General features: G+C 72.2%; 22 protein-coding genes, 3 tRNA genes and 1 pseudogene. 10 read left to right on the top strand and 16 right to left on the bottom strand.

Annotated features, from left to right (window positions below; translation table 11 throughout):
- The first annotated feature begins 2 nt into the window (after positions 1–2).
- The 4 genes from ACZ32T_RS05395 (at position 3) to ACZ32T_RS05380 (ending at position 3,007) form a co-directional block, all read left to right on the top strand.
- Positions 3–797: an HAD-IIA family hydrolase gene (locus ACZ32T_RS05395; protein ID WP_467263033.1), complete on the top strand. Its 795-nt coding sequence runs from the start codon at positions 3–5 to the stop codon at positions 795–797.
- Positions 798–863: 66 nt separating this feature from the next.
- Positions 864–1,424 (top strand): hypothetical protein, encoded by a 561-nt coding sequence (locus ACZ32T_RS05390; protein ID WP_467263032.1) that lies wholly within the window; start codon positions 864–866, stop codon positions 1,422–1,424.
- Between the two features lies 1 nt (position 1,425).
- A complete protein-coding gene (locus ACZ32T_RS05385) occupies positions 1,426–2,112 on the top strand; it encodes a class F sortase (protein WP_467263030.1) in 687 nt (228 codons plus the stop codon).
- Between the two features lie 310 nt (positions 2,113–2,422).
- Entirely contained in the window at positions 2,423–3,007 is a 585-nt protein-coding gene (locus ACZ32T_RS05380; RefSeq protein WP_467263028.1) for a hypothetical protein, read from the top strand.
- Positions 3,008–3,119: 112 nt separating this feature from the next.
- Here ACZ32T_RS05380 and ACZ32T_RS05375 read toward each other — a convergent pair.
- Positions 3,120–3,193: transfer RNA gene (locus ACZ32T_RS05375), tRNA-Lys, on the bottom strand.
- 169 nt (positions 3,194–3,362) lie between these two features.
- Between ACZ32T_RS05375 and ACZ32T_RS05370 the strand changes: the two genes are divergently transcribed.
- The 3 genes from ACZ32T_RS05370 (at position 3,363) to ACZ32T_RS05360 (ending at position 7,097) form a co-directional block, all read left to right on the top strand.
- Positions 3,363–4,637, top strand: a complete 1,275-nt coding sequence (locus ACZ32T_RS05370; RefSeq protein ID WP_467365438.1) for a peptidoglycan-binding protein — start codon at positions 3,363–3,365, stop codon at positions 4,635–4,637.
- Positions 4,638–4,674: 37 nt separating this feature from the next.
- Positions 4,675–6,339 carry an SPFH domain-containing protein gene (locus tag ACZ32T_RS05365; protein WP_467263024.1) on the top strand — a complete coding sequence of 555 codons (1,665 nt, stop codon included), beginning with the start codon at positions 4,675–4,677 and terminating at the stop codon, positions 6,337–6,339.
- Between the two features lie 167 nt (positions 6,340–6,506).
- Positions 6,507–7,097 carry a lytic polysaccharide monooxygenase auxiliary activity family 9 protein gene (locus ACZ32T_RS05360; RefSeq protein WP_467263021.1) on the top strand — a complete coding sequence of 197 codons (591 nt, stop codon included), beginning with the start codon at positions 6,507–6,509 and terminating at the stop codon, positions 7,095–7,097.
- A gap of 65 nt (positions 7,098–7,162) precedes the next feature.
- On the opposite strand, the gene ACZ32T_RS05355 is transcribed toward ACZ32T_RS05360, so the two are convergent.
- The 7 genes from ACZ32T_RS05355 to ACZ32T_RS05325 form a co-directional block, all read right to left on the bottom strand.
- Positions 7,163–7,236 (bottom strand) — tRNA-Lys (locus ACZ32T_RS05355).
- Between the two features lie 198 nt (positions 7,237–7,434).
- The gene (locus tag ACZ32T_RS05350; protein WP_467263019.1) at positions 7,435–8,193 is read right to left on the bottom strand and encodes an IclR family transcriptional regulator; all 759 of its coding nucleotides are present in this window, start codon (positions 8,191–8,193) and stop codon (positions 7,435–7,437) included.
- 176 nt (positions 8,194–8,369) lie between these two features.
- Positions 8,370–9,212, bottom strand: a complete 843-nt coding sequence (ehuA, locus tag ACZ32T_RS05345) for an ectoine/hydroxyectoine ABC transporter ATP-binding protein EhuA (RefSeq protein WP_467365436.1) — start codon at positions 9,210–9,212, stop codon at positions 8,370–8,372.
- Positions 9,202–9,846, bottom strand: a complete 645-nt coding sequence (gene ehuD / locus ACZ32T_RS05340; protein WP_467263013.1) for an ectoine/hydroxyectoine ABC transporter permease subunit EhuD — start codon at positions 9,844–9,846, stop codon at positions 9,202–9,204. The genes ehuA and ehuD overlap by 11 nt, the downstream gene beginning before the upstream one ends.
- Complete coding sequence (gene ehuC, locus ACZ32T_RS05335) at positions 9,843–10,577, bottom strand: ectoine/hydroxyectoine ABC transporter permease subunit EhuC (RefSeq protein ID WP_356708410.1); 735 nt, start codon at positions 10,575–10,577, stop codon at positions 9,843–9,845. Before ehuC ends, ehuD begins: the two co-directional genes overlap by 4 nt.
- A 19-nt stretch (positions 10,578–10,596) precedes the next feature.
- A complete protein-coding gene (ehuB, locus tag ACZ32T_RS05330) occupies positions 10,597–11,499 on the bottom strand; it encodes an ectoine/hydroxyectoine ABC transporter substrate-binding protein EhuB (RefSeq protein WP_467263010.1) in 903 nt (300 codons plus the stop codon).
- 217 nt (positions 11,500–11,716) lie between these two features.
- Positions 11,717–12,676 carry a D-2-hydroxyacid dehydrogenase gene (locus ACZ32T_RS05325; protein ID WP_467263008.1) on the bottom strand — a complete coding sequence of 320 codons (960 nt, stop codon included), beginning with the start codon at positions 12,674–12,676 and terminating at the stop codon, positions 11,717–11,719.
- A gap of 185 nt (positions 12,677–12,861) precedes the next feature.
- Here ACZ32T_RS05325 and ACZ32T_RS05320 point away from each other — a divergent pair, with 185 nt between their 5' ends.
- Both ACZ32T_RS05320 and ACZ32T_RS05315 read left to right on the top strand, forming a co-directional pair.
- A complete protein-coding gene (locus tag ACZ32T_RS05320) occupies positions 12,862–13,626 on the top strand; it encodes a maleate cis-trans isomerase family protein (RefSeq protein WP_467263005.1) in 765 nt (254 codons plus the stop codon).
- Between the two features lie 102 nt (positions 13,627–13,728).
- Positions 13,729–14,844: an LLM class flavin-dependent oxidoreductase gene (locus tag ACZ32T_RS05315; protein WP_467263003.1), complete on the top strand. Its 1,116-nt coding sequence runs from the start codon at positions 13,729–13,731 to the stop codon at positions 14,842–14,844.
- Positions 14,845–14,849: 5 nt separating this feature from the next.
- Here the strand turns inward: ACZ32T_RS05315 and ACZ32T_RS05310 are convergent, their stop codons facing one another.
- Complete coding sequence (locus ACZ32T_RS05310) at positions 14,850–16,691, bottom strand: putative bifunctional diguanylate cyclase/phosphodiesterase (protein ID WP_467263001.1); 1,842 nt, start codon at positions 16,689–16,691, stop codon at positions 14,850–14,852.
- Positions 16,692–17,126: 435 nt separating this feature from the next.
- On the opposite strand from ACZ32T_RS05310, the gene ACZ32T_RS05305 reads away from it, so the two are divergent.
- Complete coding sequence (locus ACZ32T_RS05305) at positions 17,127–18,368, top strand: M6 family metalloprotease domain-containing protein (protein WP_467262999.1); 1,242 nt, start codon at positions 17,127–17,129, stop codon at positions 18,366–18,368.
- A 58-nt stretch (positions 18,369–18,426) separates the two neighbouring features.
- Here ACZ32T_RS05305 and ACZ32T_RS05300 read toward each other — a convergent pair.
- The 7 genes and pseudogenes from ACZ32T_RS05300 to ACZ32T_RS05270 form a co-directional block, all read right to left on the bottom strand.
- Positions 18,427–18,500 (bottom strand) — tRNA-Lys (locus ACZ32T_RS05300).
- Positions 18,491–19,189 (bottom strand): hypothetical protein, encoded by a 699-nt coding sequence (locus ACZ32T_RS05295; RefSeq protein WP_467365434.1) that lies wholly within the window; start codon positions 19,187–19,189, stop codon positions 18,491–18,493. Before ACZ32T_RS05295 ends, ACZ32T_RS05300 begins: the two co-directional genes overlap by 10 nt.
- Before the next feature lie 160 nt (positions 19,190–19,349).
- Positions 19,350–19,691 carry a hypothetical protein gene (locus tag ACZ32T_RS05290; RefSeq protein ID WP_467262995.1) on the bottom strand — a complete coding sequence of 114 codons (342 nt, stop codon included), beginning with the start codon at positions 19,689–19,691 and terminating at the stop codon, positions 19,350–19,352.
- Positions 19,692–19,764: 73 nt separating this feature from the next.
- Positions 19,765–21,099: an AAA domain-containing protein gene (locus ACZ32T_RS05285; RefSeq protein ID WP_467365432.1), complete on the bottom strand. Its 1,335-nt coding sequence runs from the start codon at positions 21,097–21,099 to the stop codon at positions 19,765–19,767.
- Positions 21,096–22,716 (bottom strand): annotated as a pseudogene (locus ACZ32T_RS05280) (hypothetical protein). The gene ACZ32T_RS05285 and the pseudogene ACZ32T_RS05280 overlap by 4 nt, the downstream one beginning before the upstream one ends.
- Positions 22,707–23,891: a hypothetical protein gene (locus ACZ32T_RS05275; protein WP_467262987.1), complete on the bottom strand. Its 1,185-nt coding sequence runs from the start codon at positions 23,889–23,891 to the stop codon at positions 22,707–22,709. The pseudogene ACZ32T_RS05280 and the gene ACZ32T_RS05275 overlap by 10 nt, the downstream one beginning before the upstream one ends.
- A complete protein-coding gene (locus tag ACZ32T_RS05270; RefSeq protein WP_467263402.1) occupies positions 23,788–24,735 on the bottom strand; it encodes a phosphatase PAP2 family protein in 948 nt (315 codons plus the stop codon). Before ACZ32T_RS05270 ends, ACZ32T_RS05275 begins: the two co-directional genes overlap by 104 nt.
- Positions 24,736–25,007: the final 272 nt, after the last annotated feature.

The following is a 25,007-nucleotide window of genomic DNA, read 5'->3' as shown; positions in this document are numbered from 1 at the left end:
ACATGGCAGAGCGCAAGCCGATCGAATCCTGGCTGACCGACATGGACGGTGTCCTCATCCACGAGGGCACACCGATCCCCGGGGCCGACGCCTTCATCAAGCGGCTGCGGGACTCCGGGCTGCCGTTCCTGGTCCTCACCAACAACTCCATCTACACCGCCCGTGACCTGCACGCGCGCCTCAAGCGCATGGGTCTGGACGTGCCCGTGGAGAACATCTGGACCTCCGCCCTGGCCACCGCCCAGTTCCTGGACGACCAGCGGCCGCGCGGCACGGCGTACGTCATCGGCGAGGCCGGACTCACCACCGCGCTGCACGACATCGGCTACGTCCTCACCGACCACGAGCCCGATTACGTCGTCCTCGGAGAGACCCGGACCTACTCCTTCGAAGCCCTCACCAAGGCGATCCGGCTGATCAACGGCGGCGCGCGCTTCATCTGCACCAACCCGGACGAGACCGGCCCGTCCGCCGAGGGCCCGCTGCCCGCGACCGGCTCGGTCGCCGCACTGATCACCAAGGCCACCGGGAAGGCGCCGTACTTCGCGGGGAAGCCCAACCCGCTGATGATGCGGACCGGACTCAACGCCATCGGCGCCCACTCCGAGACCTCCGCCATGATCGGCGACCGGATGGACACCGACGTGCTGGCCGGTCTGGAGGCGGGGATGCAGACCTTCCTGGTCCTCACCGGACTGACCACGGAGAGCGACATGGACCGCTACCCCTTCCGGCCCTCCACGGTCGTCGACTCGATCGCGGACCTCGTCGACCTGGTCGACCTGCCCGTGCCGTAACCCGACCGGGCTACAGCGGATGCGGGGTGCCGCCCGGAGCGTGAACCTTCACTCAGGAGGTTTACGATGCGTTCACTGCCCCTCACGTTCTGTGCCGCGATCGTGGCCGGGACGATAGCCCTTCCCGCGTCCGCCGCGCTGGCCGAATCCAAGTCCGACGACTCCAGGGACGAGAGGCGTTCCGGGACGGTCTCGGTCAGCCCGTCCCGAGTCTCACCCGGCGGGGAGGTGGAGCTCCGGACCGACGCCTGCGGCAAGGGCAGGTCGGCCCGGGGCAACTCCGAAGCCTTCGCCTCCGAAGCGCGCTTCGAGCGGGGCGACGGCAAAGAGCTCGTCGCCGATGCCCGGATCCGCTCCGACGCCGCGCCCGACGACTACGAGGTCTGGGTGACCTGCAAGGACGGTCACGGCAAGGCCACCGGCACGGTCACCGTCGTCCACCACGGCCGTCCCTCGCCCGTCGCCCCCGTGCGGGCCGGCGGCGGAGGCACCGCGGCGCTCGCCGAGGAGGCCGCCGACGAGGGCCCCGGCACCCGGCACGCGGTGATCGGTCTCGGACTGGGCGCCGTCGCGGCCGTCGCCGTCGCGTTCCGCAGCGCGCGCCGCCGCCGCCCGGCGCAGCACTGACATGCCGGCCCCGGACCGTCCCGCCGGGACCGGACGGCTGCTGACCGGTGTCGCGTGGGCCGTTCTCCTGCTGGGACTCTGGCTGTGGGGCCGCGCGGCCACCGCGGGGAACTCCGCCCCGACGACCGGTGACGTCGCGGCGGTCGGCCGCCCCCTGGGCGTCCCGATGCCCCCGGCGCACGATCCGCTGGAGGGTGCCACGCCGGAGCGGGTCGAGATCCCCGCCCTCGGTATCGACGCGGATCTCGTGAGCCGCGGCCTGGACGACGAAGGGGCGATCACGCCCCCGCCGTTCGAGACGCCGGGTGCCGTCGGCTGGTACGCCGAGGGCACCGAGCCCGGCACGGAGGGCGCCGCGCTCTTCGTCGGCCATGTCGACACCGAGACGAAACCGGCCGTCTTCTACGGGCTGAGCGCCGCGAGACCGGGCGAGAAGGTCCGGGTGAGCCGGTCCGACGGGAAGATCGCCGAATTCACCATCGACGACGTCCAGGTCTTCACCCGCGAACGCTTCGACGCGCAGAAGGCGTACGGGCCGCGCGAGGACGGGCGGGCGGAGCTCCGGCTGATCACCTGCGGCGGTACGTACGACCACAAGTCCCGCGCGTACACGGCGAACGTCGTCGTCTCCGCGTATCTGACGGCGGAGAAGAGCATGGAGGAGGACGGCTCGGAGAGCCGCGCCTGAAAGGCGACCTGGCCCGGTCGGCGCCCGTTCCCCCTCGGAGCCGCCGGCCGGGCCGGTCCTCTACCGCGGCGCCCGGACCGCGGGAGTGACCCGGGCGCGACGCGGGAGGTCGGGTCCTGCGTACCGACACGACACTGTAGGCCGACGACGTCCCGCACCCGGAGTGTTTTTCGGCAGGATGTCCTGATCCGGGCGGGAGCTGCCGGGACCCGGTGGCCTCCGGCCGCCGAAGGCTGCCGGAGGCCGGCAGTGCGACAGGGCCCGCCGCGCACCCATGATGGTGCCCGCCGACAGGAACGGGGGGTGCGGGGTGGGGGACACCGCGGCCCGCAGCAGGGTCCGTGCGCGCCTCGGTTCGGGGCTGGTGGTGACGGGCCTTCTGCTGCCGTTCGGCGGCTACGGACTGGCTCGGACGGGAGCGGTCCCGGAGGGGACACCGCTCGTGCTCGGCCTGATGGCGGTGATCGCCGGCTTCGTGCTGCTCCCCGCGCTCTGCGAGGAGCAGGCACCCTTCCGGCACTCGTCGTCGCATCTGATCGCCCGTACGCTCACCGGCGAGCGTGCCGTCGACCTGAACAGCATCACCACGGTCCGGCTGTTGACGACCTTTTCGTACGGCAGCACGTACCGCACCCTGCTGGTGCGCGACAGCCAGGGCGTGCGTCTGGGAATCACGACCGTGAGAAGCCGCAGGAAGCTGCGCCGAGCGGTGGAGAGGGCGGACGCGAACTCCGCGCGGGGTGTCCCGGGGCCTCGGGTGAGCCGGGCGGCCCGGGTTCATCTGGGCCTCGCCCCAGGGCGCGGTCTCTTCGGCCACACGGTTCTGGCGTTTCTGCTTCTGACGGTGTCCGTGAGCCTGTACACGGCCGTCGTGCTCCGGCTCAGCGGGCAGTGAGTCGTCTCCCATGACGCTCAGGGAACCACTACGGCGCCGGCCACACGGCACGCGTCCTGGCCCTCACAGAACGAGGCCCCCTCACACTCGGTGAGGGGGCCTCGCTGTTGCGTGCGCCGTCAGGGACTCGAACCCCGGACCCGCTGATTAAGAGTCAGCTGCTCTAACCAACTGAGCTAACGGCGCCTGCTGACCTGGAGAACTTTACCCGATGTCCTGGAGTGCTCCTGACCAATTCCTCTCCGGCACGGCCTGTCGGATGGTCGTTTTGTCTCTTTAATCCGTCACCATGAGCTATGCCGGGAAAGTCGAGATACGGAAGATCTGGACGTCTGCCGAGGGGAAAAGGAGTCGCATGACTGTGCCGGTCTTCGAGGAGTACGAACCCGCCGCCGACTGTGGCTGCCCGGGCTGCGCGCGACGTCGCCGTACGGCCGCCGCGCTGCCCGTGCGCCATGGCGGCCACCCGGCCGCGTACGGCGCGCGGCGGGCGCTGGTGCTGGTCACCGCCGCGGGGGTGGTCCTGTCCTGCGGGGCGGGTCAGGCCGCCGCCACCGCTGCCGGACGGGACGCCCGCGGCGGCACGGTGGCCGATCCCCAGCCGGTCACGCCCCAGGGCACGGTGGGTCCACTGAACAGCGGCGGATCCTCCGGGCCGCCCTCCGCTCCGGACACCGCGCCGCGCACGACGACCCGGACCGAGATCATCGACCGCGCCAAGAAATGGGTGACGGCGAAGGTCCCGTACGACATGGCGGCGTACTGGTCGGACGGCTACCGGCAGGACTGCTCCGGCTTCGTGTCGATGGCGTGGAACCTCGGCAGCAACGAGTGGACCGGCAGCCTCGCCGCCTTCGGGACGAAGATCGCCCGGGCCGACCTGGAGCCCGGCGACATCCTCCTCTTCCACAACCTGGCCGACCCCGCGGTGGGGTCCCACGTCACGGTCTTCGGAGGCTGGACCGACCAGACGCGCAGTCACTACCTCGCGTACGAGCAGACCCGCCCGAACGCGCGGGCGGCGACGACGCCGATGGCGTACTGGAGCAACTCCTCCAAGTACGTGGCCTACCGCTACAAGGGCATCACCGGCGGTGCGAGCGGCAGCGGCTCGGCCACCGCCTTCCCCGGGGCCGGGAAGTTCGGTCCCGGTTCCGACAACGCGCAGGTGACCCGGCTCGGGCAGCTGCTCATCGCGCAGGGCGGCGCGCGCTTCTACACGCAGGGCGCGGGGCCGCGCTGGAGCGACGCGGACAGGCGGGCGACCCAGGCGTTCCAGCTGGCGCAGGGGTGGAAGGGCAAGGAAGCGGACGGCATCCCCGGGCCGGGGACCTGGAGCCTGCTGGTCAAGGGCACCGGGCAGAGGATCCCCGCCGCCGGGCCGGGCGGGGCCGTGGAGTACCCCGGGAAGAGCTTCTTCCGGCCGGGGCAGTCCAGCGGCCATGTCGAACGGCTCGGCGACCGGCTGGTGAAGAAGGGGTTCGGCACCCACTACGTGACCGGCCCCGGCCCGCGCTGGACGGAGGCGGACCGCCGCAATGTGCAGGCGTTCCAGCGTGCGCAGGGCTGGAGCGGGAGCGCGGCCGACGGATATCCGGGGCCGGAGACATGGCGGCGGCTCTTCGCGTGACGGGTGAAGTGACGGAACGGACATGACGGAGGCGGGAATGCGGTCAACGGAGAACGTACGCGGCGAGTGGGACGAGCTGGGTGAGCGGGACACGCGGGTGATCGTGCCCGGTCCCGGCGTGGGGGACGCGCAGGGAGAGGTGCCTGCCGAGGTGCCGGCGGTGGCGGTTCCGGAGCCGTCGGCGGAGCCGGCCGGGGGCGGGGCGGACGAGGCCCCGGCTCCTGTGGTGGACGTACGGGCGGCGGTGGAGGACGACATCCCGCCCGATCTGGGGCCGGCCCTGGACGCCGTCGCCGTGGTGGGCCGTGCGGCACCGGCGGACGGCCCGGGCGTTCCGGCTGACCTGGACCTGGACCTGGGGCTGGGGCTGGATATGGAAGCGGAGCCGGAGACAGGTCTTCTGCCGTCCGTGCCGGAAGAGGTCGTCGGTGTGGAGGCCGGTACGGGGACGGATGCGGAGGCGGCGTCCGCCCCGGTGGGCCAGGGTGCCGGCCAGGGGGAAGGGCCGCCGGACCTCCAGAAGCCCCGGCCCGGCCGGTTCCGGTCGCCCGGCGGCGAGGAGAGCGCCCCGGTGACGCTCACGGTCGGTGCCGCGGACCCCGTCGCCTGGTGGGGGGCCGGGCGCCGGCAGCCCGTCATCACCACCGAGACCACCGCCTCCATCCCCGTACACCTGCTCTTCCGCGACGACGACCAGGACGGCGGCAGACCCGACGGCGCGGGGACCGGCACCGCGCGGCGCGCGCCCCTGCCGCGGTCCCGCCGGTCGCAGGTGCCCACCCGGCCCGCGCCCCTCGCCGACCCCCGGCTCACCGAGCGGCCCGGGCCCGTGCTGCCGGGCTGGGCCGCGCTGTTCACCGCGACGGCCGGGGTGGCCGGCGGACTGGCCCTGCTCCGGTGGCAGGGCGCGCTGCCCACCGCGGTGACGGGGCGGCTCGGGCTCGGGGAGCGCCCGTACGACGGCATCGGCGCCGGGACCTGGGCGCTGCTGGCCCTCGTGGCGGCGGTGGTGCTGTTCGCGCTCTGCGGTCTGGGCCGGGGCCGGTCCGGACACGCCTCGGTGCTGACGCTCTTCGGCGACTACCGGGGCAGCGTCCGGCGCACCGGTCTTCTCTGGATCTCCCCGATCCTGCGGCGCCGCCGGGTCGACGTACGCCTGCGGCACTGGCGCAGCGAGCCGCTGTCCGCCGTGGACGCGAGCGGTACCGCGCTGCGGGCCGTGGTCCTCGTCGTATGGCGGGTGAGGGACACCGCGCGGGCCACGCTCGGAGTGGCGGACCACGAGCGGTATCTGCGCGACCAGGTGGAGGCGGCGCTGGCCAGGGTCCTCTCTCAGCTGCCCGCCGACGCCTTCCAGGAGGAGACCCGCACCCTGCGCGACGCGGAGGCGGTGGGCGACGCGCTGACCCGCATGGTGAAGGCGGACTGCGTGCCCGTGGGCATCGAGGTCTACTCCGCGCAGCCCACCGAGATCGAGTACGCCCCCGAGGTCGCGGCGGCGATGCAGCGGTGCCGGGTGGCCGCCATCGACGCGAAGCACCGGGACGAGGTGCTGACCTCCGTCGTCGACGCGGTGGACGACACCGTCGGCCGGCTGACCGCGCGCGGCATCGTCGAGCTCGACGCCTACGAACACAAGGCCCTGGTCAGGGATCTGACGGTGGCCTTCTACACCGGCCGCAGCGGCGGGGACAGGGCCTGACCGCCTCCGCTTGCACCGGAGGGAGCGCTGAAACCCGATCCACATTGGTCTGGACATGTTCATGCCGCGTCAATAATCTGGACTTGGTCTAGACCGCACAGCGAGGCGCGCAGCACAGTTCGGATCATCCCCAGAACATCCCCCACGTTCTCGAGGAGCGACACAGCATGCGGAAAAGGGCAAGCGCGGCCGTCATCGGCCTGGCGATAGCGGGCGTCTCCATGTTCGCGACCAGCAGCGCCAGCAGTCACGGCTACACGGATTCCCCCATCAGCCGGCAGAAGCTCTGTGCCAACGGCACCGTCACCGGCTGCGGCAACATCCAGTGGGAACCGCAGAGCGTCGAGGGCCCCAAGGGCTTCCCGGCGGCAGGACCGGCGGACGGCAAGATCTGCTCCGGCGGAAACGGCGGTTTCGCTCAGCTCGACGACCCGAGAGGCGGCAACTGGCCCGCCACCCAGGTCACCTCGGGGCAGGGCTACAGCTTCCGCTGGCAGTTCACCGCCCGGCACTCCACCAGCGACTTCCGCTACTACATCACCAAGAACGGCTGGGACTCCACCAAGCCGCTGACCAGGGCGGCACTGGAATCGCAGCCCTTCATGACGGTGCCGTACGGCAACCAGCAGCCGCCGGCGACGCTGACCCACCAGGGCTCGATGCCCACCCAGAAGTCCGGGAAGCACATCATCCTGGCCGTCTGGAACGTCGCCGACACCGGCAACGCGTTCTACGCGTGCTCCGACGTGAAGTTCTGATCCCGCGCGGCACGAAAACACAGTGGGCGGTCTCCCCGGAAGGAGACCGCCCACTGTGGTGTCTGTGCGCCGTCAGGGACTCGAACCCCGGACCCGCTGATTAAGAGTCAGCTGCTCTAACCAACTGAGCTAACGGCGCCTGCTGACTCGAAAATAATACCTGGTCCTCAGGGGTGCTGATGACACATGCCCGCCGCACCCCGACGACAGCCGCCGATCCGTGCGGACCCGCCCCTGACCTGCGGGCCCGCACCCCTGCGTGTATACCGGGCGAGACCTCCGGCCACCGCCCGGGCGTGGTGTGTGCCACAGGGGAGCGGTCTGCGCGGATCCCGGCTCACAGGGCCAGCGACAGGAGAACCGGCGCCGCGCGCCGGTTCAGCGTGGCGGCCGCGGCCCGCAGCCGGTGCGCGTGCTCGATCGGCAGGGAGAGCGCCAGGCACCCGGCCGAGGAGCCCGCCGTCAGCGGAACGGCCGCGCACACCGTGCCCACGGCGTACTCCTGGAGGTCGAGCACCGGGACCGTCGCCGGCTGGCTGTCCAGCTTGGAGAAGAGCACCTTCTCGTTCGTGATCGTCCGCGACGTCAGCCGCGCGGTCCTGTGCCGGGCCAGGTGGTCGCGCCGGCCGTTCTGGTCGAGCTGCGTCAGCAGGCACTTGCCGATCGCGCTGGCGTGCGCCGCCGAGCGGAAGTCGACCCACTCGTTGACGGCGGGGGTGCGGGGCCCGTCGGCCACCTGCGTGACGCGGATCTCCCCGTCGACGTAGCGGCTGACATAGACGGCCGCGCCGACCGAGTCGCGCAGCTGCACGAGCGTCTGCTGGAGCTTGGCCTCCAGGGCCCGCCTGCGGGAGGAGCCGGAACCGAGCTCCAGGAGCGAGGACCCGATGATGTAGGCGCCGTCGGCGACCTGCTCGACGTAACCCTCGCGGCGCAGGGTCAGCAGGAGCGGCGCGAGATGCCCCGCCGGAAGTCCGGTCTCGCGGGAGAGCCGCGCCTCGGTCACCCCGCTGCCGTGGGTGGACACGGATTCGAGCACCCGCAGGGCGTACTGCACCGAATGGAACGGTGCCTTCGGCTCGGGCTTCAACGCCACGGTTCCCCCTCCAGGGCAGCTACCAGGTTGTGACCGCAAGCTCATGACCCACGATAGTCGTCAACAGGCCGCAGGGGAGGAGCTGTCGAGGAGTTGATGGTGCGCCCCCGCCGGGTCAGCTGGGGCGCACCCGCTCGGCATATGCCACGGTCACGGTCGACATGCCAAAGGCGAGGTCACAGCACCGCGTTGAGAAATTCGCGCGTGCGTTCGTGTTCGGGGTCGGTGAATATCTTTTCCGGCGTACCGGATTCCACGACCCGTCCCGCGTCGAACATCAGGACCTTTTCGGACACGTCCCGGGCGAAGTTCATCTCGTGGGTCACACAGAGCATGGTGATGTCGGTGTTCCTCGCGATGTCGCCGAGGAGCTCCAGGACGCCCGCCACCAGCTCCGGGTCCAGAGCCGAGGTCACCTCGTCGAGCAGCAGGATCTCCGGCCGCATCGCCAGCGCCCTGGCGATGGCGACGCGCTGCTGCTGGCCGCCCGAGAGCTGGGAGGGATGGGCGTCGACCTTGCCGGAGAGCCCGACCAGGTCGAGCAGTTCCCTGGCACGGGCCTCCGCCTCGTCCTTGTCCATGCCGAGGACGTTGACGGGCGCCTCGGTGATGTTCTGGAGCACCTTCATGTTCGGGAAGAGATTGAACTGCTGGAAGACCATCCCGATCTTCTTCCGGGACTCCCGCAGCTGCTTCTCACCGGCGGGCTTCAGCGCCCCGGACGGCGTCCGCATGTGCGAGAGCGGCGAGCCGTCCACCCAGATCACGCCGTCACTGACCTTCTCCAGCGTCATCAGGAGCCGCAGGATGGTCGTCTTTCCCGAGCCGCTCGGCCCGATCAGCGTGACGTGCTCACCGCGCCGCACGGTGAAGTCCAGCTCGTCCAGGACCACATGGTCGCCGTACCGCTTGACGACCTTGTCGAATCGGACCAGCGGCTCGACTCCTGTCAGCCGGGCGTCCGGAGCCGCGTCCGCGGGCCCGGGTTCCTTTTCGAGAGGTGCGGATTCAGTGGCCAAGGCGCTTCTCCAGCTTTCTCATGAGCAGTGAGGTGGGGTAGCTCGCGACCAGGAAGACCAGTCCGGCGAGCGTGAACACCTCGGTGTACACGAAGTGGTCGGCTCCGTACTTCCGGGCTTCGAAGACCATTTCCTGCACCGTGATCACGGCGAGGAAGGGGGTCTCCTTGAACATCGAGATCGCGTAGTTGCCGAGCGCGGGCAGCACGTTGCGCACCGCCTGCGGCAGGATCACGGCCTGCCAGGTCCGCCGCGGCGACATGGAGAGCGCCCGGCAGGCCTCCCACTGGCCCTTGGGCACACCGTCGATCCCGGCCCGGTAGACCTCCGAGGTGTACGCGGCGTAGTGGATGCCCAGCACGATGATGCCGATGGTCAGCGGCTCCACGGAGCTGAAGACGGCTGCCGCGCCCACCAGCTGCACCAGCAGCGGGGTGGAGCGGACGAACTCGGTCACCGCCTTCACCGGCACGGTCACGAAGCGGGACGGCGCCCGCCCGGCCACGGCGACGGCAAGCCCCAGCACCGCCGCCACCAGCGTGCCGAGCACGGTCGCGAGCAGCGTGACCCGGAATCCTTCGAGCAGCAGGGGAAAGGCGTCCCCGACGGCCTCCCACCGGAACGACTGGTTCACCGGGCACCTCCCGCTGTGGCGGCGGCTTCCGCCGTGCGTGTCTTGAGCAGGCTGCCCGCACCGGTGTGCAGTCCCAGCCGCCGCTTGGCGGTGCGCTCCAGCATGTTCATCAGCAGCGTCAGCGCGTAGGCCAGGACGAAGTAGACGGCCAGCAGCAGCAGATAGGTGAGGAGGCTCTCACCGCTCCGGCTGCGGACGTGTTCGATCGCGGTCATCAGGTCGGCCGCGGAGAGCAGCCACAGCAGGGGCGTGCACTTCAGCAGCTGGATCAGCAGGTTGGTGAAGGACGGGATCATCTGCACCCAGGCCTGCGGCATGATCACCTTCCGCATGCGGTGGAAGGGCGTCATGTTCAGCGCCACGGCCGCCTCGTACTGCGCGCGCGGCACGGAGTTGATCGCGCCGCGCACGATCTCGGAGCCGTACGCCCCGTAGTTCAGGCCGAACGCGACGACGCCGCAGACCAGCGGGGTGAGTTCGTAACCCGTGAGGGGCGGCATCGCGTAGTAGAGCCAGAACAGCTGGATGTAGAGCGAGGTGCCGCGGAAGAACTCCACGACGGTCCGGGAGACCCCCCGCACCAGCAGCAGCTTGCTGCCCGCGGCGAGGCCGAGGGCGAACGACAGCAGCAGGGCGAGCAGGGAGCCCAGGACGGTCGCCTCGAGCGTCACCCACAGGCCCGACCTGACCTGGGGGAACTCTTCGCCGAGTATGGAGAGGAAGTCACTCATGCGGTGGGGTCCGTCCTCGTCAGCCCTTGCACAGGTCGGCCGTCTTGAGCGTGGCCGGCGGAATCTCCGTGGCGCCGAAGCCGTACTCCTGGAGAAGCTCCACATAGCGGGACTTGTCCGAGACGATCTTCTTGAGCTCCCGGTTGAAGGAGTCCCGCAGATCCTCGTTGCCCTTGCGGAACACCGCGCCGCCCGGCGAGTACTGCTTCGCGCCGTCCAGCTCGGGGACGAAGGCCTCGGTGACCTCGGTGTCCGGGTTGGTCTTCGCGAGCCAGCGCAGCGAGATCCCGGTGAGCAGGAAGGCGTCGATCCGCCCGCCCTTGACGGCGTCCGCGCCGTCCTGCGGCTTCTGCAGGGTCTTGATCTTCCCCTCGGCGATGCCCGCGCCCTCGGCGTACGAGCCCTCGACCGCACCGGACATCACGCCGACGGTGACCCCGGCGGCCTTCGCGGAGGCGAGGTCGGTGAGCTTCTTCGGGTTGCCCTTCTTCACCATCAGGGCGGTGGGGGAGATGAACTCCGGTTCGGAGAACAAGGCGTTGGCGCAGCGCTCGGCGGTGATGGCCATGCCCGCGCTGACGACGTCGTACTTGCCCGCCTGGAGACCGGGGATGAGGCCGTCCCACTCCGAGAGGGTGGGCTTCAGCTCGTCCACGCCGAGCGCCTTGAATATCTCCCGGTGCAGCGTGGGGGCCTCGCCCTTGAGCTGCTTGCCCTCCATGTAGCCGTACGGGGCCTCGTTGGCGTACGCGACCCTGACGAAGCCCTGCTTGCGGAGCTTGTCGAGCGCGCCCTCACCGTCCGTGGCGCCGGCGTCCGTCTTGCTGCACGCGGAGAGCAGGCCGGGAACGACGATCAGACCTCCCACGGCCGCCGATCGATTGAGGAAGCCCCGACGGGACAGGTGAGGGAAGTCAGCCATGGTTCGCAATCTCCTGGAGAAATCGGGGTGTCGAACAGTCCGGACAGGGTGAGCACCTTCCCGCTCCCGGACGTCTATGCAGGAAGCGCTGCCATGTAATCGAACAGTGGCCGGAGGGTGACCTTCCCGTGTCTCGTCATGGGCGGAGCGCGACGACGGATGCGCGGGGCGTATTCCCCGCCCCGCGCGGGTTCATGAGTGCGCGTCACCGCGGATGTCAGGCGGGGATGTCCGGAGAAGGTACGTAACCCCGCTGTACGTCCACCTCGTTGGAGAGCGGCTCACCGGCCACCCATCCCTCGTACATCGAGACGAACTGCTCGCCCAGCCGGTCCCGCCAGCCGGCCGTGTCGCCGCTCATGTGCGGGGAGACCAGCAGTCCCGGCACCTCCCACAGCGGGCTCGACGGACCCAGCGGCTCCTCGTGGAACACGTCGAGCGCCGCGCCCGCGATCCACCGCTTCCGCAGCGCGTCGGCCAGATCCTCCTCGACGGTCAGCGGGCCGCGCCCCACGTTGACGAAGTGGGCGGACGGCTGGAGCAGTCCGAAGAAGCGGGCGTCGAACATTCCGCGCGTCTCGTCGGTCAGCGGGGCCGCGCAGATCACCCAGTCCGCACCCGCCGCCAGCCGGCCCAGATCCTCGACGCCGTGGATCGTGCGCCGGGCCGTACGGCCGACGAGCGCCACCTGGACGCCGAGGCCGTGCAGCAGCCGCATGATCTCCCGGCCGACGGGGCCCGCGCCGACGACCACGGCCCGGCTGCCGGCCAGCCGCCTGGTCTCCCGGTGGTGCCAGTGGCCCTGCCGCTGGAGCTCCAGGGTGCGGGGCAGGTCCTTCGCGAAGGCGAGCACCAGTCCCGCGACGTACTCGGCGACGGGCAGCTCGAACACGCCACGGGCGTTGGTGACGACGGTGGGGGAGGCGGCCAGCTCCGGGCAGAGCAGCCGGTCCACCCCGGCGCTCGCGGTGTGCACCCAGCGGGGTCGTGGCCCCTCGCCCGGCCATGCCTCGCGGACGGCGTCGGAGGTGAAGTCCCAGACGAGCAGCACGTCCGCCTCGGGCAGCCGGGCGGCCAGCGTCCGCTCGTCGGCGTACCGGACGACGGCCCGGCCGGTCAGCCGGCCCAGGCGCGGTGACGGGTCGGTGTCCAGCACGAGGATCACGGGATCGGTCATCGGAACGACCACGCTCGCACCGGGGGGGCACGCCCGTCAACAGGGCCTCGGCATCCGGGGAGAAACCGCTGGTCACCCCCGTTGCGGGCGGCGGTATGGGGCGAAAAGGGGAATACTTGTGCCAGGCAGGGGCAGCGGTGGTTACGAGTGCCGGCAGGACATCCGGACGCACGGGAAGGGTGGACATGACGACCGTAGGACTTCTCTACCCGGGCCACGCCGCGGAGGACGACTTCCCGCGGATCGAGGTCATGCTCGACAGCGACATCAGAGTGCCGCTCTTCCACACCGACATCGACGAGGACGTCCGCAGGGTCGACAACCTGCGGACGGCCGGCTCGGCCGAGCGCCTGGGCGCAGGCGTCGAGGAGCTGCGGATGGCCGGCGCCGAGTCGCTGGTCTGGGCCTGTTCGGGCGGCAGCTTCGCCTACGGCTGGGCGGGCGCCCATGAGCAGGCCGCAGACCTGGCCAGGGCCGCCGGGCTCCCCGCGTCCAGCACGTCCATCGCCTTCGTCCAGGCGGTACGCGAGCTGGGCGCCACCCGGGTCGCGGTCGCCGCGACCTACTCCGAGGACATCGCCGCGCTCTTCGCGGGCTTCCTGGGGTCCGGGGGTGTCGAGGTGACCTCGACGCGGGGCGGCGGCATCGTGACGGCGTCCGCGGCGGCCGACGCGGACGTGGAGATCGTGAAGGAGCTGGCCGTGGCCGGCGACCACCCGGACGCCGAGGTGGTCCTGCTTCCCGACAACGCCCTGCACACCGCCGCGTACGTCCCCGAACTGGAGGAACTCCTCGGCAAGCCGGTCCTCACCGCCAACCAGGTGGCGGTGTGGGAAGGCCTCCGGCTGGCCGAGCGCCGGATCTGGGCGCCCACCCTCGGTTCCCTGTTCGCCACCCGCGAGCCCCCGCCGGGCGCGACGGAGCCCCGGGGCATCGAGGTCCGGGAGTAGGCGGTCCAGACCCGGGGCCGGGGGAACGACGGGAATAAGCGGAGCCATCCTCCTGTTGGCACCCTCCGGTACACAGACGCAGCACCGGAGAGGCCGAAACACGTGGACGAGAACCGAGGCGACGAGAACCGGGGCGACGGGATTCGCGGCACAGCGAGGGGCACGGCCTCCGTGCCCCTCTCCGTGCTCGACCTGGTGACCGTGGGCCAGGGCCGCACAGCGACCCAGGCCCTGCGCACCGGCGTGGACATCGCCAAGCTCGCCGAGAGCCGGGGCTTCCACCGCTACTGGGTCGCCGAGCATCACTCCATGCCCGGGGTGGCCTCCTCGTCCCCCGCCGTGATCCTCGCGCACCTGGCCGCCCACACCGAGCGCATCAGGCTCGGCTCCGGCGGGGTGATGCTGCCCAACCACGCGCCTCTGGTGATCGCCGAGCAGTTCGGCACCCTGGAGGCGATGGCCCCGGGCCGTGTCGACCTCGGCCTCGGCCGCGCCCCCGGCACGGACGGTGCCACCGCCGCCGCCCTGCGGCGCACGGACCGGCTGAACGAGGGGGCGGACGACTTCCCGCAGCAGCTCGCCGAGCTGACCCGGTTCCTGGACGACGACTTCCCGGACGGGCATCCCTACGCCCGTATCCACGCCGTCCCCGGGCCCGTGCAGGCGACCTCGCCCGGCGGCGTCCAGTCGCCCGGCCGCCCGCCCGTCTGGCTGCTGGGCTCCTCCGGCTTCAGCGCCCGGCTGGCCGGTGTGCTCGGCCTGCCCTTCGCCTTCGCCCACCACTTCTCGTCCCGGAACACCGTGCCGGCCCTGGAGCTGTACCGGGAGTCCTTCACGCCCTCCGCGGTGCTCGACGCCCCCTACGCCCTCATCGGGGTCGCGGCCCTGGCCGCCGACGACGAGCGCGAGGCCAGGCGCCAGGTGCTCACCGGTGCCCTGTCCATGGTCCGGCTGCGCACCGGGCGCCCGGGCCTCGTGCCGAGTCCCGAAGAGGCCGAGGCGTACGACTTCAGCCCCATGGAGCGCGAGTTCGTCGACGGCTGGCTGAAGGACATCGTCCACGGCACGGCGGACGAGGTCCGCAGCGGCCTGGACGACCTGGCCAAGCGCACCGGCGCCGACGAGCTGATGATCACGGCCAACGCCCACGGCGGCGAGGCGCGGCTGCGCTCGTACGAACTCATCGCCGACGCCTACGGGCTGTCCGCCCTCGGCTGACCCGGTCAGCTCTCCGGTGGCCTCGTACCGATCAGCTCGGCGATCCGCTCCGGGGCCACCGCACGGGAGTACAGCCACCCCTGCCCGGTGTCGCAGCCGATCCGGCGCAGCCGCTCCGCCTGGCCCGAGGTCTCCACGCACTCCGCGGTGACCGTCAGGCCCAGGCGGTGGGCCAGCTGCACCATGGCCTCGACGATCGTCTCGTCGGCCGGGCTGGGGTGCGCCCCGTCCTCGTAACGGAAACCGCGTACGAAGGAGCCGTCCAGCTTCAGCACGGACACGGGCAGCCGGCTGAGGTAGGCGAGGTTGGAGTAGCCCGTGCCGAAGTCGTCGATGGCGATGCGGACACCCATGTCGCTGAGCGCCTGGAGCACCCGCAGGGGCCTGCCCGACGAGCCCATCACCGCGGACTCGGTCAGCTCCAGCTGCAGCAGCCCGGGGTCGAGGCCCGTCTCGGCGAGGATCTCCGCGACGTCGGCCACCAGGTCGGAGTCCCACACCTGCCGCACGGCGACGTTGACGCTGATGAACAGCGGCGGCTCGTCGGGGTGTCCCAGCTGCCAGCGGCGGGCCTGACGGCAGGCCGTGCGCAGCACCCACCGGCCGAGCTGGACGATCGTGCCGTCCTCCTCGGCGATGGGGACGAACCGGCTCGGCGCGAGCAGGCCGAATCTCGGGTGGTTCCAGCGGACCAGGGCCTCCACACCCCGTACGACCTCGTCCGCCATGCCGACCAGCGGCTGGTACTCCAGGGTGAACTCGCCGCGCTCGACGGCGGGGCGGAGCGTGGAGGAGAGCGCCTGCCGGGTCATCCGGTGGGCGTTGCGCTCGGGGTCGAAGAGGGTCCAGCGGGCCCGGCCGTCGGCCTTCGCCCAGTACAGCGTGGTGTCCGCGGCCTGCATCAGGGCGGTGGCCGACGTGCCGGCCGACGACCGCTCCACCACCCCGATCGACGCGGAGACCGAAAGCAGGTGCCCGGAGACCTCGAACGGCCGCTGGAGGGCCAGGAGCACCGCGCGGGCGAGTTCGGTGAGCTGCGGCGTACCCGACGAGTCCTCGACCAGGATCGCGAACTCGTCACCGCCCAGACGCGCCACCAGATGACCGCCGGCGCGGTGGCCGTCGGCCTCCGCGCAGTCGGTGAGCCGCCCGGCGACGGCGGCGAGGAGGCGGTCGCCGGTGCGGTGCCCCAGGGTGTCGTTGACCGCCTTGAAGCCGTCGATGTCCAGGTAGCAGAGGCCGATCCGGCCGTGCGGGGGTGACGACGGCCCGTCCTGGTGCGGTGGGGTCTCCAGCGCGCTCGCGAGCCGCTCGAAGAACAGGGTGCGGTTGGGCAGCCGGGTCACCGGGTCGTGTATCCGCAGATGGCGCAGCCGCTCCCGCATCTCGCGCCGGTCACTGACGTCGGCGACCGACAGCAGCACCCGGCCCGTGCCGCCGGCCCGGTCGCCCATCGGCACGACGGTGACCTCGGCCCACAGGGGCCGGCCGTCGGCGTGCTCGATCCGCCGGGTGCACCGGAGCCGGGGTCGGGCGCCGCGCAGGACCTCGGTGTAGGCCCGCCAGGTGGGACTGTCCGAGGTGAGACCGAGGAGATCGGCCGCGGTCTGCCCGGTCAGGGACGAGGGAGCGGCGCCGAGCAGCCCGCCCAGCGCGTCGTTGGACCTGACGATCAGTCCGTGGTGGTCGACGACGGCCATCGGGAGAGCGGACGCGGCGAACGCCGCGCGGTAGTCGCGCAGCTCGGAGAGGCCCGGCCTCGGATGATCACCCTGTGTGACCTCTGATGGCCCGGCGCCGGGGGCCGTGCCCGCCGAGGGCGCCGGCCCTTCGGAGGTTCCGCTCACCGCTCGCTCCCGCTGATGCCGATTGTCGTGAACAGGTGTGGCCGGGCAGCTGCGTGGAGTGGAGCGCCGCGCCGGAGGCGGGAACCACGCAGGAAAACGAGGTGAAGCATAGAGGGTGGCGCACCGGCCGTTCCAACGCGCCCGCCGTTTCGGACCGGGGGCACGCGCATGGCCCACGCCTGCCGCGCGCCTGCCTGACGCCTGTCCCGCGCGAGGCACCCGCATGCGTGATGGCCGTAGATGATCATTTTTGTGCTGATCTGGACGGTTCGGCTTTCGGAGTGAACAAATGTGACTGTCCGTAAGGGTGATCGTGTGGCTGTACTGATCACCGGGGCCTCCGGCTGACCCGTGTGGGGCAGCACAACAGGGCGTACTCCGCCGACTCGGCACAGGGTGAGGGGGAAGTCCCGCATTCGCCACCCGGAGGTAGACGTGCCGCGTCAGCGCAGACCCGGGGGTTCGGAGAGGCCGAGGCTGCGCAGCGCGGCGGCTGCTCTCACGTCCCTCCTGGCGCTCGCCGCCACCGGACTCGTCGCCGGGCCGGCCGTGGCGGCCTCGCGCGACGCGGGACCGTGCGCCCTGCCCAGGACCGGCGCGCACCACTCCCTCGGCCTCGACACCTGGAACGGCGCCTACCCCCGCCCCGACCGCAGCCTCGACGCGGTCATGGTCTTCCTCTCGTTCCCCGACTCCGAACCCGTCGTGCCCCCCGAGGTGCTCGCCGCCGACTACTTCCCCTCCACCACACGCTTCTTCCAGCGCGCCTCGTACGGGAAATTCACCCTGCACGCCCACCCGCAGCGGCGGTGGACCTCCATGCCGCACCCCTCCACCTGGTACGGCATACAGCGCGACTGGGGCTCCGATCGCCGCAGCGCCTATCTGCGCGACGCCATCGAGGCCGCCGACGAGGAGACCGACTTCTCCGCCTACGACATCGTCTACCTCGTCGCCGACCCGGACGCCCCCGGAGTCGACTCCGACGCCACCAAGGTCGTCAACTTCGACCGCCCGGTGCGCGCCGACGGCACGGACATCAGGCGTGTCGTCACCGTCTTCGAGGAACACCCGCCGGACCGGAACGTCCTCGCGCACGAGACCGGACACGTCTTCGACCTGGCGGACCTCTACCACCGCCCGGAGGACGGGAAGGGCGACTGGGACACCTACGTCGGCGACTGGGACGTCATGGGCAGCCAGTTCGGACTCTCCCCGGACCTGTTCGGCTGGCACAAGTGGAAGCTCGGCTGGCTCGACGGGGAGGAGATCGTGTGTGTGCAGGGCGCCGCCGACCTCACCCTGGAACCGATGGCCGAGGTGCCCGTGCGCGGCGCGTCCCTCGGGACCCGGCTCGCGGTCGTCAGGACCGGCGCGGACAGCGCGCTGGCCATCGAGGCCCGCAGCGCCACGGGCAACGACCGAACGACCTGTACGGAGGGCGTGCTCGTCTACCGCATCCGCAACGCCACACCGTCCGGCGGCGGCCCGGTGGAGGTGCTGGACACTCACCCCGACTCCGACGCCTGCTGGGACCGGTCGGTCTACCCGCCACTCGCGGACGCCCCGCTCCGGGAGGGCGAGCGCTACACCGTGCCCGGCGAGCGCGTCCGCATCGACGTCGCCGACCGCACCCGGTCCGGCGCCTGGACCGTCCGGATCGCCACCGGGACCTGAACACGCGCCGGAACACGAAGAAGCCCCCTCGCTTCCACGAGGGGGCTTCCACTGTCGGTGCGCCGTCAGGGACTCGAACCCCGGACCCGCTGATTAAGAGTCAGCTGCTCTAACCAACTGAGCTAACGGCGCCTGCTGACGTCGTAGACATTAGCACCCGGATCGGCGGGAGGAAAAATCGAATTCCCGGTGGTCGACGGGGCCGCCGACCTGCCCACCCTCACACAGGCCCACAGCAGTACGTCAGGGCCCGGGAGCCAGGGGTTGCGGGTGTCGGGGGCGACCACCCAGCGGGGCCCGCCGGTGCCCGCGCCGCCGGTCAGGGGCGGAACGGTGACCGCGTCCCCCGTGCCGTGACAGAGCACCGGCGGCAGCGCGCCCTGGGGGCGCGGGGGAGCGTCGGCGGAGCCCGTGCCCCACTCCTCCCAGGCCAGCAGGGACGGCAGCCGCTGGGCCGTGCCGGGCGAGGCGAACAGCAGCATCCGGCCCCGGTGCGTAGCGACCGGACCCGATCCCGGCCCCTCCGCCCAGAGCCGCTCCAGCATGCGCCTGCCGAACAGCGCGGGGACGCTCACGACGTCGAACGAGGAGCCGCACGGCAGCACGCCGGGGGAGCAGGGGTGGGCCTCCCACTGCGAGAGCGTGCTGCGCGGGTAGGCCGAGGCGCCCGCGAGCCACGCGGCACCGGACGCCGTGACCTGGGCAGCCCTGTCGTCGGCCCGGCGGTCCACGCGGTCCCGCAGCAGGGCGAAGATGTCGACACCGGGGCGCGGGGCGGGTGCGGTCCGCAGGGTCGTTTCGTCATTCAGCCATGCGCTCATGACGACATGTCTACCGGCCGTGACGCTCCTGTTCCCCAGAGTTGCCGAAAGCCGGACAGGACGGACCCCGGCGGAGTATCTTGCCCGACGGCATATGCCAGGGGTGTACCCGCAGTGACGGACGGTCGTGCGGTGTCCGGGGCCGGCAAGGACCCCGAAGTCAGGGCGTGGGGGCGTCGAGCAGGGACCGGCCGAACTCGATCATCTTCTTGGCGTAGTCCTCGGTCCACTCCGCGCGCTCGGCTATGTCCGTGGCCGTGAGCCGGTCGAACCGTCGCGGATCCGCGAGCTGGGCGGCGGCCACGGCCTGGAACTCCACGGCCCGGTCGGTCGCCGCCCGGAAGGCGAGCGTCAGTTCCGTCGCGCGGGCCAGCAGCTCCCTCGGGTCCTCCATCGACTCCAGGTCGAAGAAGTGCTCGGGGTCCGCCGCCGCCTCCGACGGCTCGAAGAGCAGCGGCGCCGGACGCAGCCTCTGCCGCTCGTTCCGCTCGGGTTGTGCCATGTGGTGTTCCTTCCTCGTACGGCCGGACGGCCACCTTCCATTGTCCAGCCGGGCGCAAGAGCGCTGCCCAGGGTCAGGGCGCCCCATGCACGCGGTGCTCGGCGAGGTGCGCCAGCACCGCGTGGTTCGCCTCCCAGCCGTCCGGGAACTTCACCGTCACGCCCAGCTGCACCGGCTCCGTCGACGGGTGCTCGTCCAGCAGGTCCGCCACCCCGGCACGGCACACCACCACGCACGCGTGCCGGTGCCGCGAGGCCAGGACGCACAGGCGGCCCGTCTCCAGGTGGAAGGCCGTGGCGTCCGGGCGGCCCGACAGCGGGTGCAGGACCACGGTCACGTCGAACTCGCGGCCCTGGAGCCGGTTCGCCGTGTCCACCGCCACACCCGTCACACCCAGCTCCGCGAGCGCCGCCCGCACCGCGGCGGCCTGGTCGCGGTGGGCCGTGCCGACCGCGACCCGGTCCGCCGTCACCGGGACCGGATCCGGGCCACGCTCGCTCGTCGCGACGCCGCCCCTGTCCAGCAGCCTGCGCACCACCAGCGCCACCGCCCTGACCGCCTCCGGGTCCGTGCGCGGGGTGTGCCGGGCCGGAAGCTCCAGCAGCCCCCAGCCGGACTCCGCCGCCTCGTCCAGCACCCGGTCGGCGCCCGACCCGTCCGATGGCACCCCGAACGACAGCCGCCGGTCACCGTGGTCCGTGCCGCTGCGGAACGGTGTGTACGGGTAGAACGCGTCCGACACCAGCGGCGCGGCCGACGCGGGCAGCCGCCACGACACCGGCAGCCGGTGCTGCGGCAGATCGGGATTGTGCGCGAGCAGGGTCGAGACGGCGCTCGCCGACGGGTCGTACGACAGGCCCGCCCACTGGTCGGCGCCCACGATCGAGAACGGGTCGAGCTGGCCCGGATCCCCGACGAACAGCGCCCGCTCGAACAGTCCGGCCACCGCCAGGAGCGCGTCCGACCGCATCTGGTACGCCTCGTCGACGATCGCGTGCCCCCACGGCTCCACGTTCTTCACGTGCGCCCACTTCGCGGCCGTGGAGATGACGATGTCCAGGCCCGCCAGGTCCGCCGCCTTCGCCGACTTCCGTACGTTGTCCAGGCCGTCCAGGACCTTGTCGTACGGATCGGAGTCGCTGCTGTGCAGCCGGCCCACCGGCAGCTCGGGAGCCTTCTCCGCCAGCCGCACCACGAGATCGTCCACCTGGGCGTTGGTCTGCGCGACCACCATCAGCGGGCGGCCCGCGGCGGCCAGCTCCAGCGCCGCACGCACCACCAGCGTCGACTTCCCCGCGCCCGGCGGAGAGTCCACGACGATGCCGCGCGCCGTGCCGCGCAGGGTGTCGTCCAGGATCGCGTCGGTCGCCCGGGCCGCCGCGGCCCCCGGGTCGGTAACGGCTGTCACAGGAGGTCCTCCGCGGTCACGGGATCGGGCTGCTCGGCATGGCCGGTGGAGCCGTCGGCGCCCGGCGGACCGCCGTGGGTCCACGGGGTCTCCTCCGGATCGGGCAGCTTCGGACCGCCCCGCTGGTCGTGTTCGAACAGGGTCCAGGCGATCCGGTCGCCGGGCTCGGGCACCGAACCCGGCGCGGGCTCCTTGGACCGGCCCATCCGGTCCGTGACGCGCAGGACGAGGCCGACCGTGCCGGCGTCGGGATCCTCGGCGGCGTACCCCACGAACTCCGCCGTCTGAGGCTTGCCGTCCAGCGAGCGGTACACCTTGGTGCGCTCCCCGAGATGCGGGCGCTCCTCGGTCCGCACCGTGACCAGCGGACGCGGCGAGGGCCGCTTGGACTCGCTGTACGCCATCTCGACCTCCGTCACCTCCCCGACGAACGCCTCACCGGCCAGCCTGCGGCCCGCCAGCACCAGCGGGTCGTCGAGCGCCTCCTGGGCGTCCAGCTGCGCCTGGGCCGTCTCCCGCGAGGCCAGCTTCTGCGCGGCCGTGACCGCGTCGTCCCGGCGCGGCTGCGGGGGGCTCGCCCGCCCGGACCCGGTCCCGGTGCGCGGTGAACGACCAGCGGTCCCGCGTCCAGCGGTCCTGTGCCCTGGCCCCCTCCGGCAGCTCCCGCAGCAGGTCGAGCCCCCGCCACACGGCGTCCCAGGTGGGCAGCAGCACCCCCGCCAGCAGCGACCTGATCTCCCGCTCCGCACCGCTCAGCTCACCGAGCCGGGTGTCGGCGTCGACCCCGTCCTCCGCGGCGGCCAGCGCGTGGCGCGCCCGGTCGTACCGCTCGATCGCGGGCGCCAGCAGCCTGTTGTCGAACGCCGGATCCGTCGCCGGTCCGGCGGGCGGGCAGACCAGCTGACCGGCACGGTCCCGCTCCCCCTCCGCCCGCAGCGCCGCCTCCGCACCGGACTCACCGGCCGGCGGGTCGACCCAGGCGAGCAGGGCACCGAGGTGCTGGTCCTCCAGGCTGCTCTGCCCCGTCGCCCAGTGCCGGTTCAGCAGATCAGTCGTGGCCAGCAGCAGCGAGGAGCCCGGCACCCTGGCCCGCTCCCCGTAATGCGTCAGCCAGCGGCCGAGCAGCGGCACACGGGCGGGCGCCGGATAGGGCGTGTCCGGGTCGTCCTCGGCCGTCCGGCGGAACCGCATGGACCGCCCGAGCAGCCGTACGAAGTCCAGGCCCGCCCTGCTGGGCACGATCAGCTGCGCCGCGTCGGCGCAGAGCTCCACCTCGACCTTGACCTTCTTGCCGGTCCCGGGATCCACTTCGTTGCGCTCGGCGGGCTCGACGTCGTCGGCGTACGACTCGATGTGCGGCAGCACCGCCTCGGCCAGCTCGGCGAGGAACGCGAACCGCAGATCCCGGTCGCGCGGCTGGGCCACCACCAGCAGCCGGGGTTCCGCGCGGTCCGTGCCCACGAGCGCGCCGAGCGGAGCGCCTGCCTCACCGGCGGTCGTCAGCGGCACCAGCACGAGCGGCCGGTCGGTCAGATGGCGGTGGCGGACGGTGGCCAGCGGCTGGGCACGGCCGCTGTCGACGGCCTCCAGCCGGGCGAGCGTGCTGATCAGCGACATGGAACGCCGCCGTCCGCACCGGCCAGCGCCTCGGCCCGCAGCGCGGCGGCCCGGCGCAGGGCCGCCACCGTCGGGTCGGCCGGGTCTCCCTCCTTGCCGGCCGCCGCGGCCAGCACCCCGGCGACCGTCGTCAGGCCGCCGAGCTCGCCCCGCACACTCCGGCCCAGCGACTCCACCGCGCCCTCGGCGCGGGCCTTGGCCCGGCAGTGGAAGGCCAGCTCGCACGCGGCCAGGCACTCGGGGGCGTACGCCGCGGGGACCGCCTCGACCGCGGTGCCCAGCTCCTCGGGGGAGCAGCCCGGGTCGAAGGTCGTCCCCTCGGGCAGGGCGGCCGCGATGTCCTCGACACGGGTCAGCCTCGTCAGCTGGCGGCTGGTGACGGCACGCTGTTTGCGCACGTCCACGACCGAGGCGGTCGGCAGGTTGGAGAAGTCCTTCGGGCAGACCAGCAGGATCCGGTGCGCGACCCGGGCGCCTTCCGTCATGGCGGCGATCCGCTCCAGCGCCAGGACGTAGACCGCGGACTGACGGGCCGCCGCGCCGACCTTCGCCGCGTCCGCCGAGCTGTCGATCATGGGGAAGGACTTGATCTCGACGACCGTCCACGTGCCGTCGGGGTGCACCACCACGGCGTCCGGCTCCAGGTAGGCGGGCGAGCCCGCGACTTCCAGGGCCAGCATCGGATGGTCGAGCAGCGCCCAGCCGCCCGCCGCCGTGGCCTCGCGCAGCGCCAGCGCCGTCCGCGCGGCGCGGCCCTCGGGGCCGGCGGCCGTCAGATCGGGCACCACGGCCGAGGCCGGCGCTTCGGCACCGCCGCCGAGCCGCTCGACGAGGAGGCGCAGCAGCTCCGTGCCGCCGTCGGCCTTGACCTTCGCCTCGAAGGCGTTGCCCCGGACGAACGCGAACTGCGACTGGCCGAACGCCGTGGGGGAGCCGAGCGCCGTGGCCAGCTCCGCCTTGTCGACGCCCGCGCCGTCGAGCAGGGCGCGCCGCTTGCATCCCGGGTTGGCGGCGAGTGCTGCCAGCGCGCGTGCGTCGAGCGGATGCGGCGCGACGGCCGGACCACGCAGCTCAGCGAGCCGCTGCCGGAGTGTCGTCGCCGGCTTCGACCGCGGAACGGGGGCGCGCGTCGCTGGAATCTGCGGAGGCGGTCCGCCGGCCGGGTATTCGCTCACCCGCGGAAGTCTTGCATCCGTCACTGACAATCGTGGAGCCCGTGGGGGTGACGGACGCGGGCACCGGTGCGAACACCGCCCTCACCCGGTCCTTGACGCGGTCCGCGAGCCGCAGATACGGCCTGGTCAGCAGCGCGCCGACGGCCATCACGGCGGCACCGGCCACGGCGTCGAGGAAATAGTGGTTCGCCGTGCCCATCACCACGAACACGGTGATCAGCGGATAGGCGATCCCCGCGGCCCGGACGACCGGGTGGCGGCCGTGACGCCACAGCAGGACGCCGCACCACACCGCCCAGCCGACGTGCAGGCTGGGCATCGCCGCGTACTGGTTGGTCATCCCGCTGAGCCCGCGCGGGGCGCTCGCGCCCGCGCCCCACCACCCGTACGCGCTGTACTGCGCCATCGTGTCGACGAAGCCGTGGTGGGCGTCGAGCAGCCGGGGCGGACAGGTCGGCATCAGCGTGAAGCCGACCAGCCCGAGGAGGGTGGAGGTCATCAGCCAGGTCCGGGCCGCCCGGTAGACGGCCGTACGGCGCCGGAAGATCCAGATCAGGATGGCGGGGGTGACCAGGTAGTGCAGGGATGCGTACGCGAAGTCGGCGGGTATCCCGAGTGCGGGGTTGCCGGTCAGGAGCCGGTTGAGGGGGTGCTCGGCGTTGAGGTGCAGCGCCTTCTCCAGGCGGAGGATCGCGAGCCCGTTCTCCACGGCCGCCGGTACGTTCTCGTGGACCAGCAGCCGGCCCGTCGAATACAGCCCGTACACCACCGCGATCAGCGGAAGCTCCGTCCACCAGCGGGGCCGGTGACCGGAGGAAGGGGTCGCGGCGGTGGCGTGCGGCATCCGGTAGCTCTCCCCAGTGTTCATGCGGTCGACGGCGGGCGTTCAACCGTACGGCGGTCGTATGTCCTGATTCCCCCCGGGGCCCGTCCCACGCGGACGGCCCCGGTCATGCGTGGGGAGGGACGCGGGCGCCGCCCCGCAGGTTGCCCGTGCGGCAGGTGAGAGATGATGGAGCGGGGCCCGATCCCGCACCGGTGTCCCAGCGGGCCGCTCGCGTCCGCCGCCCCGTCGCCGTCCCGGACACCGCCGTCCCGGACCCACCAGATCCTAGG

Source organism: Streptomyces sp. NPDC023573 (assembly GCF_055559735.1).
This window is presented reverse-complemented; position numbering and strand designations above follow the sequence as displayed.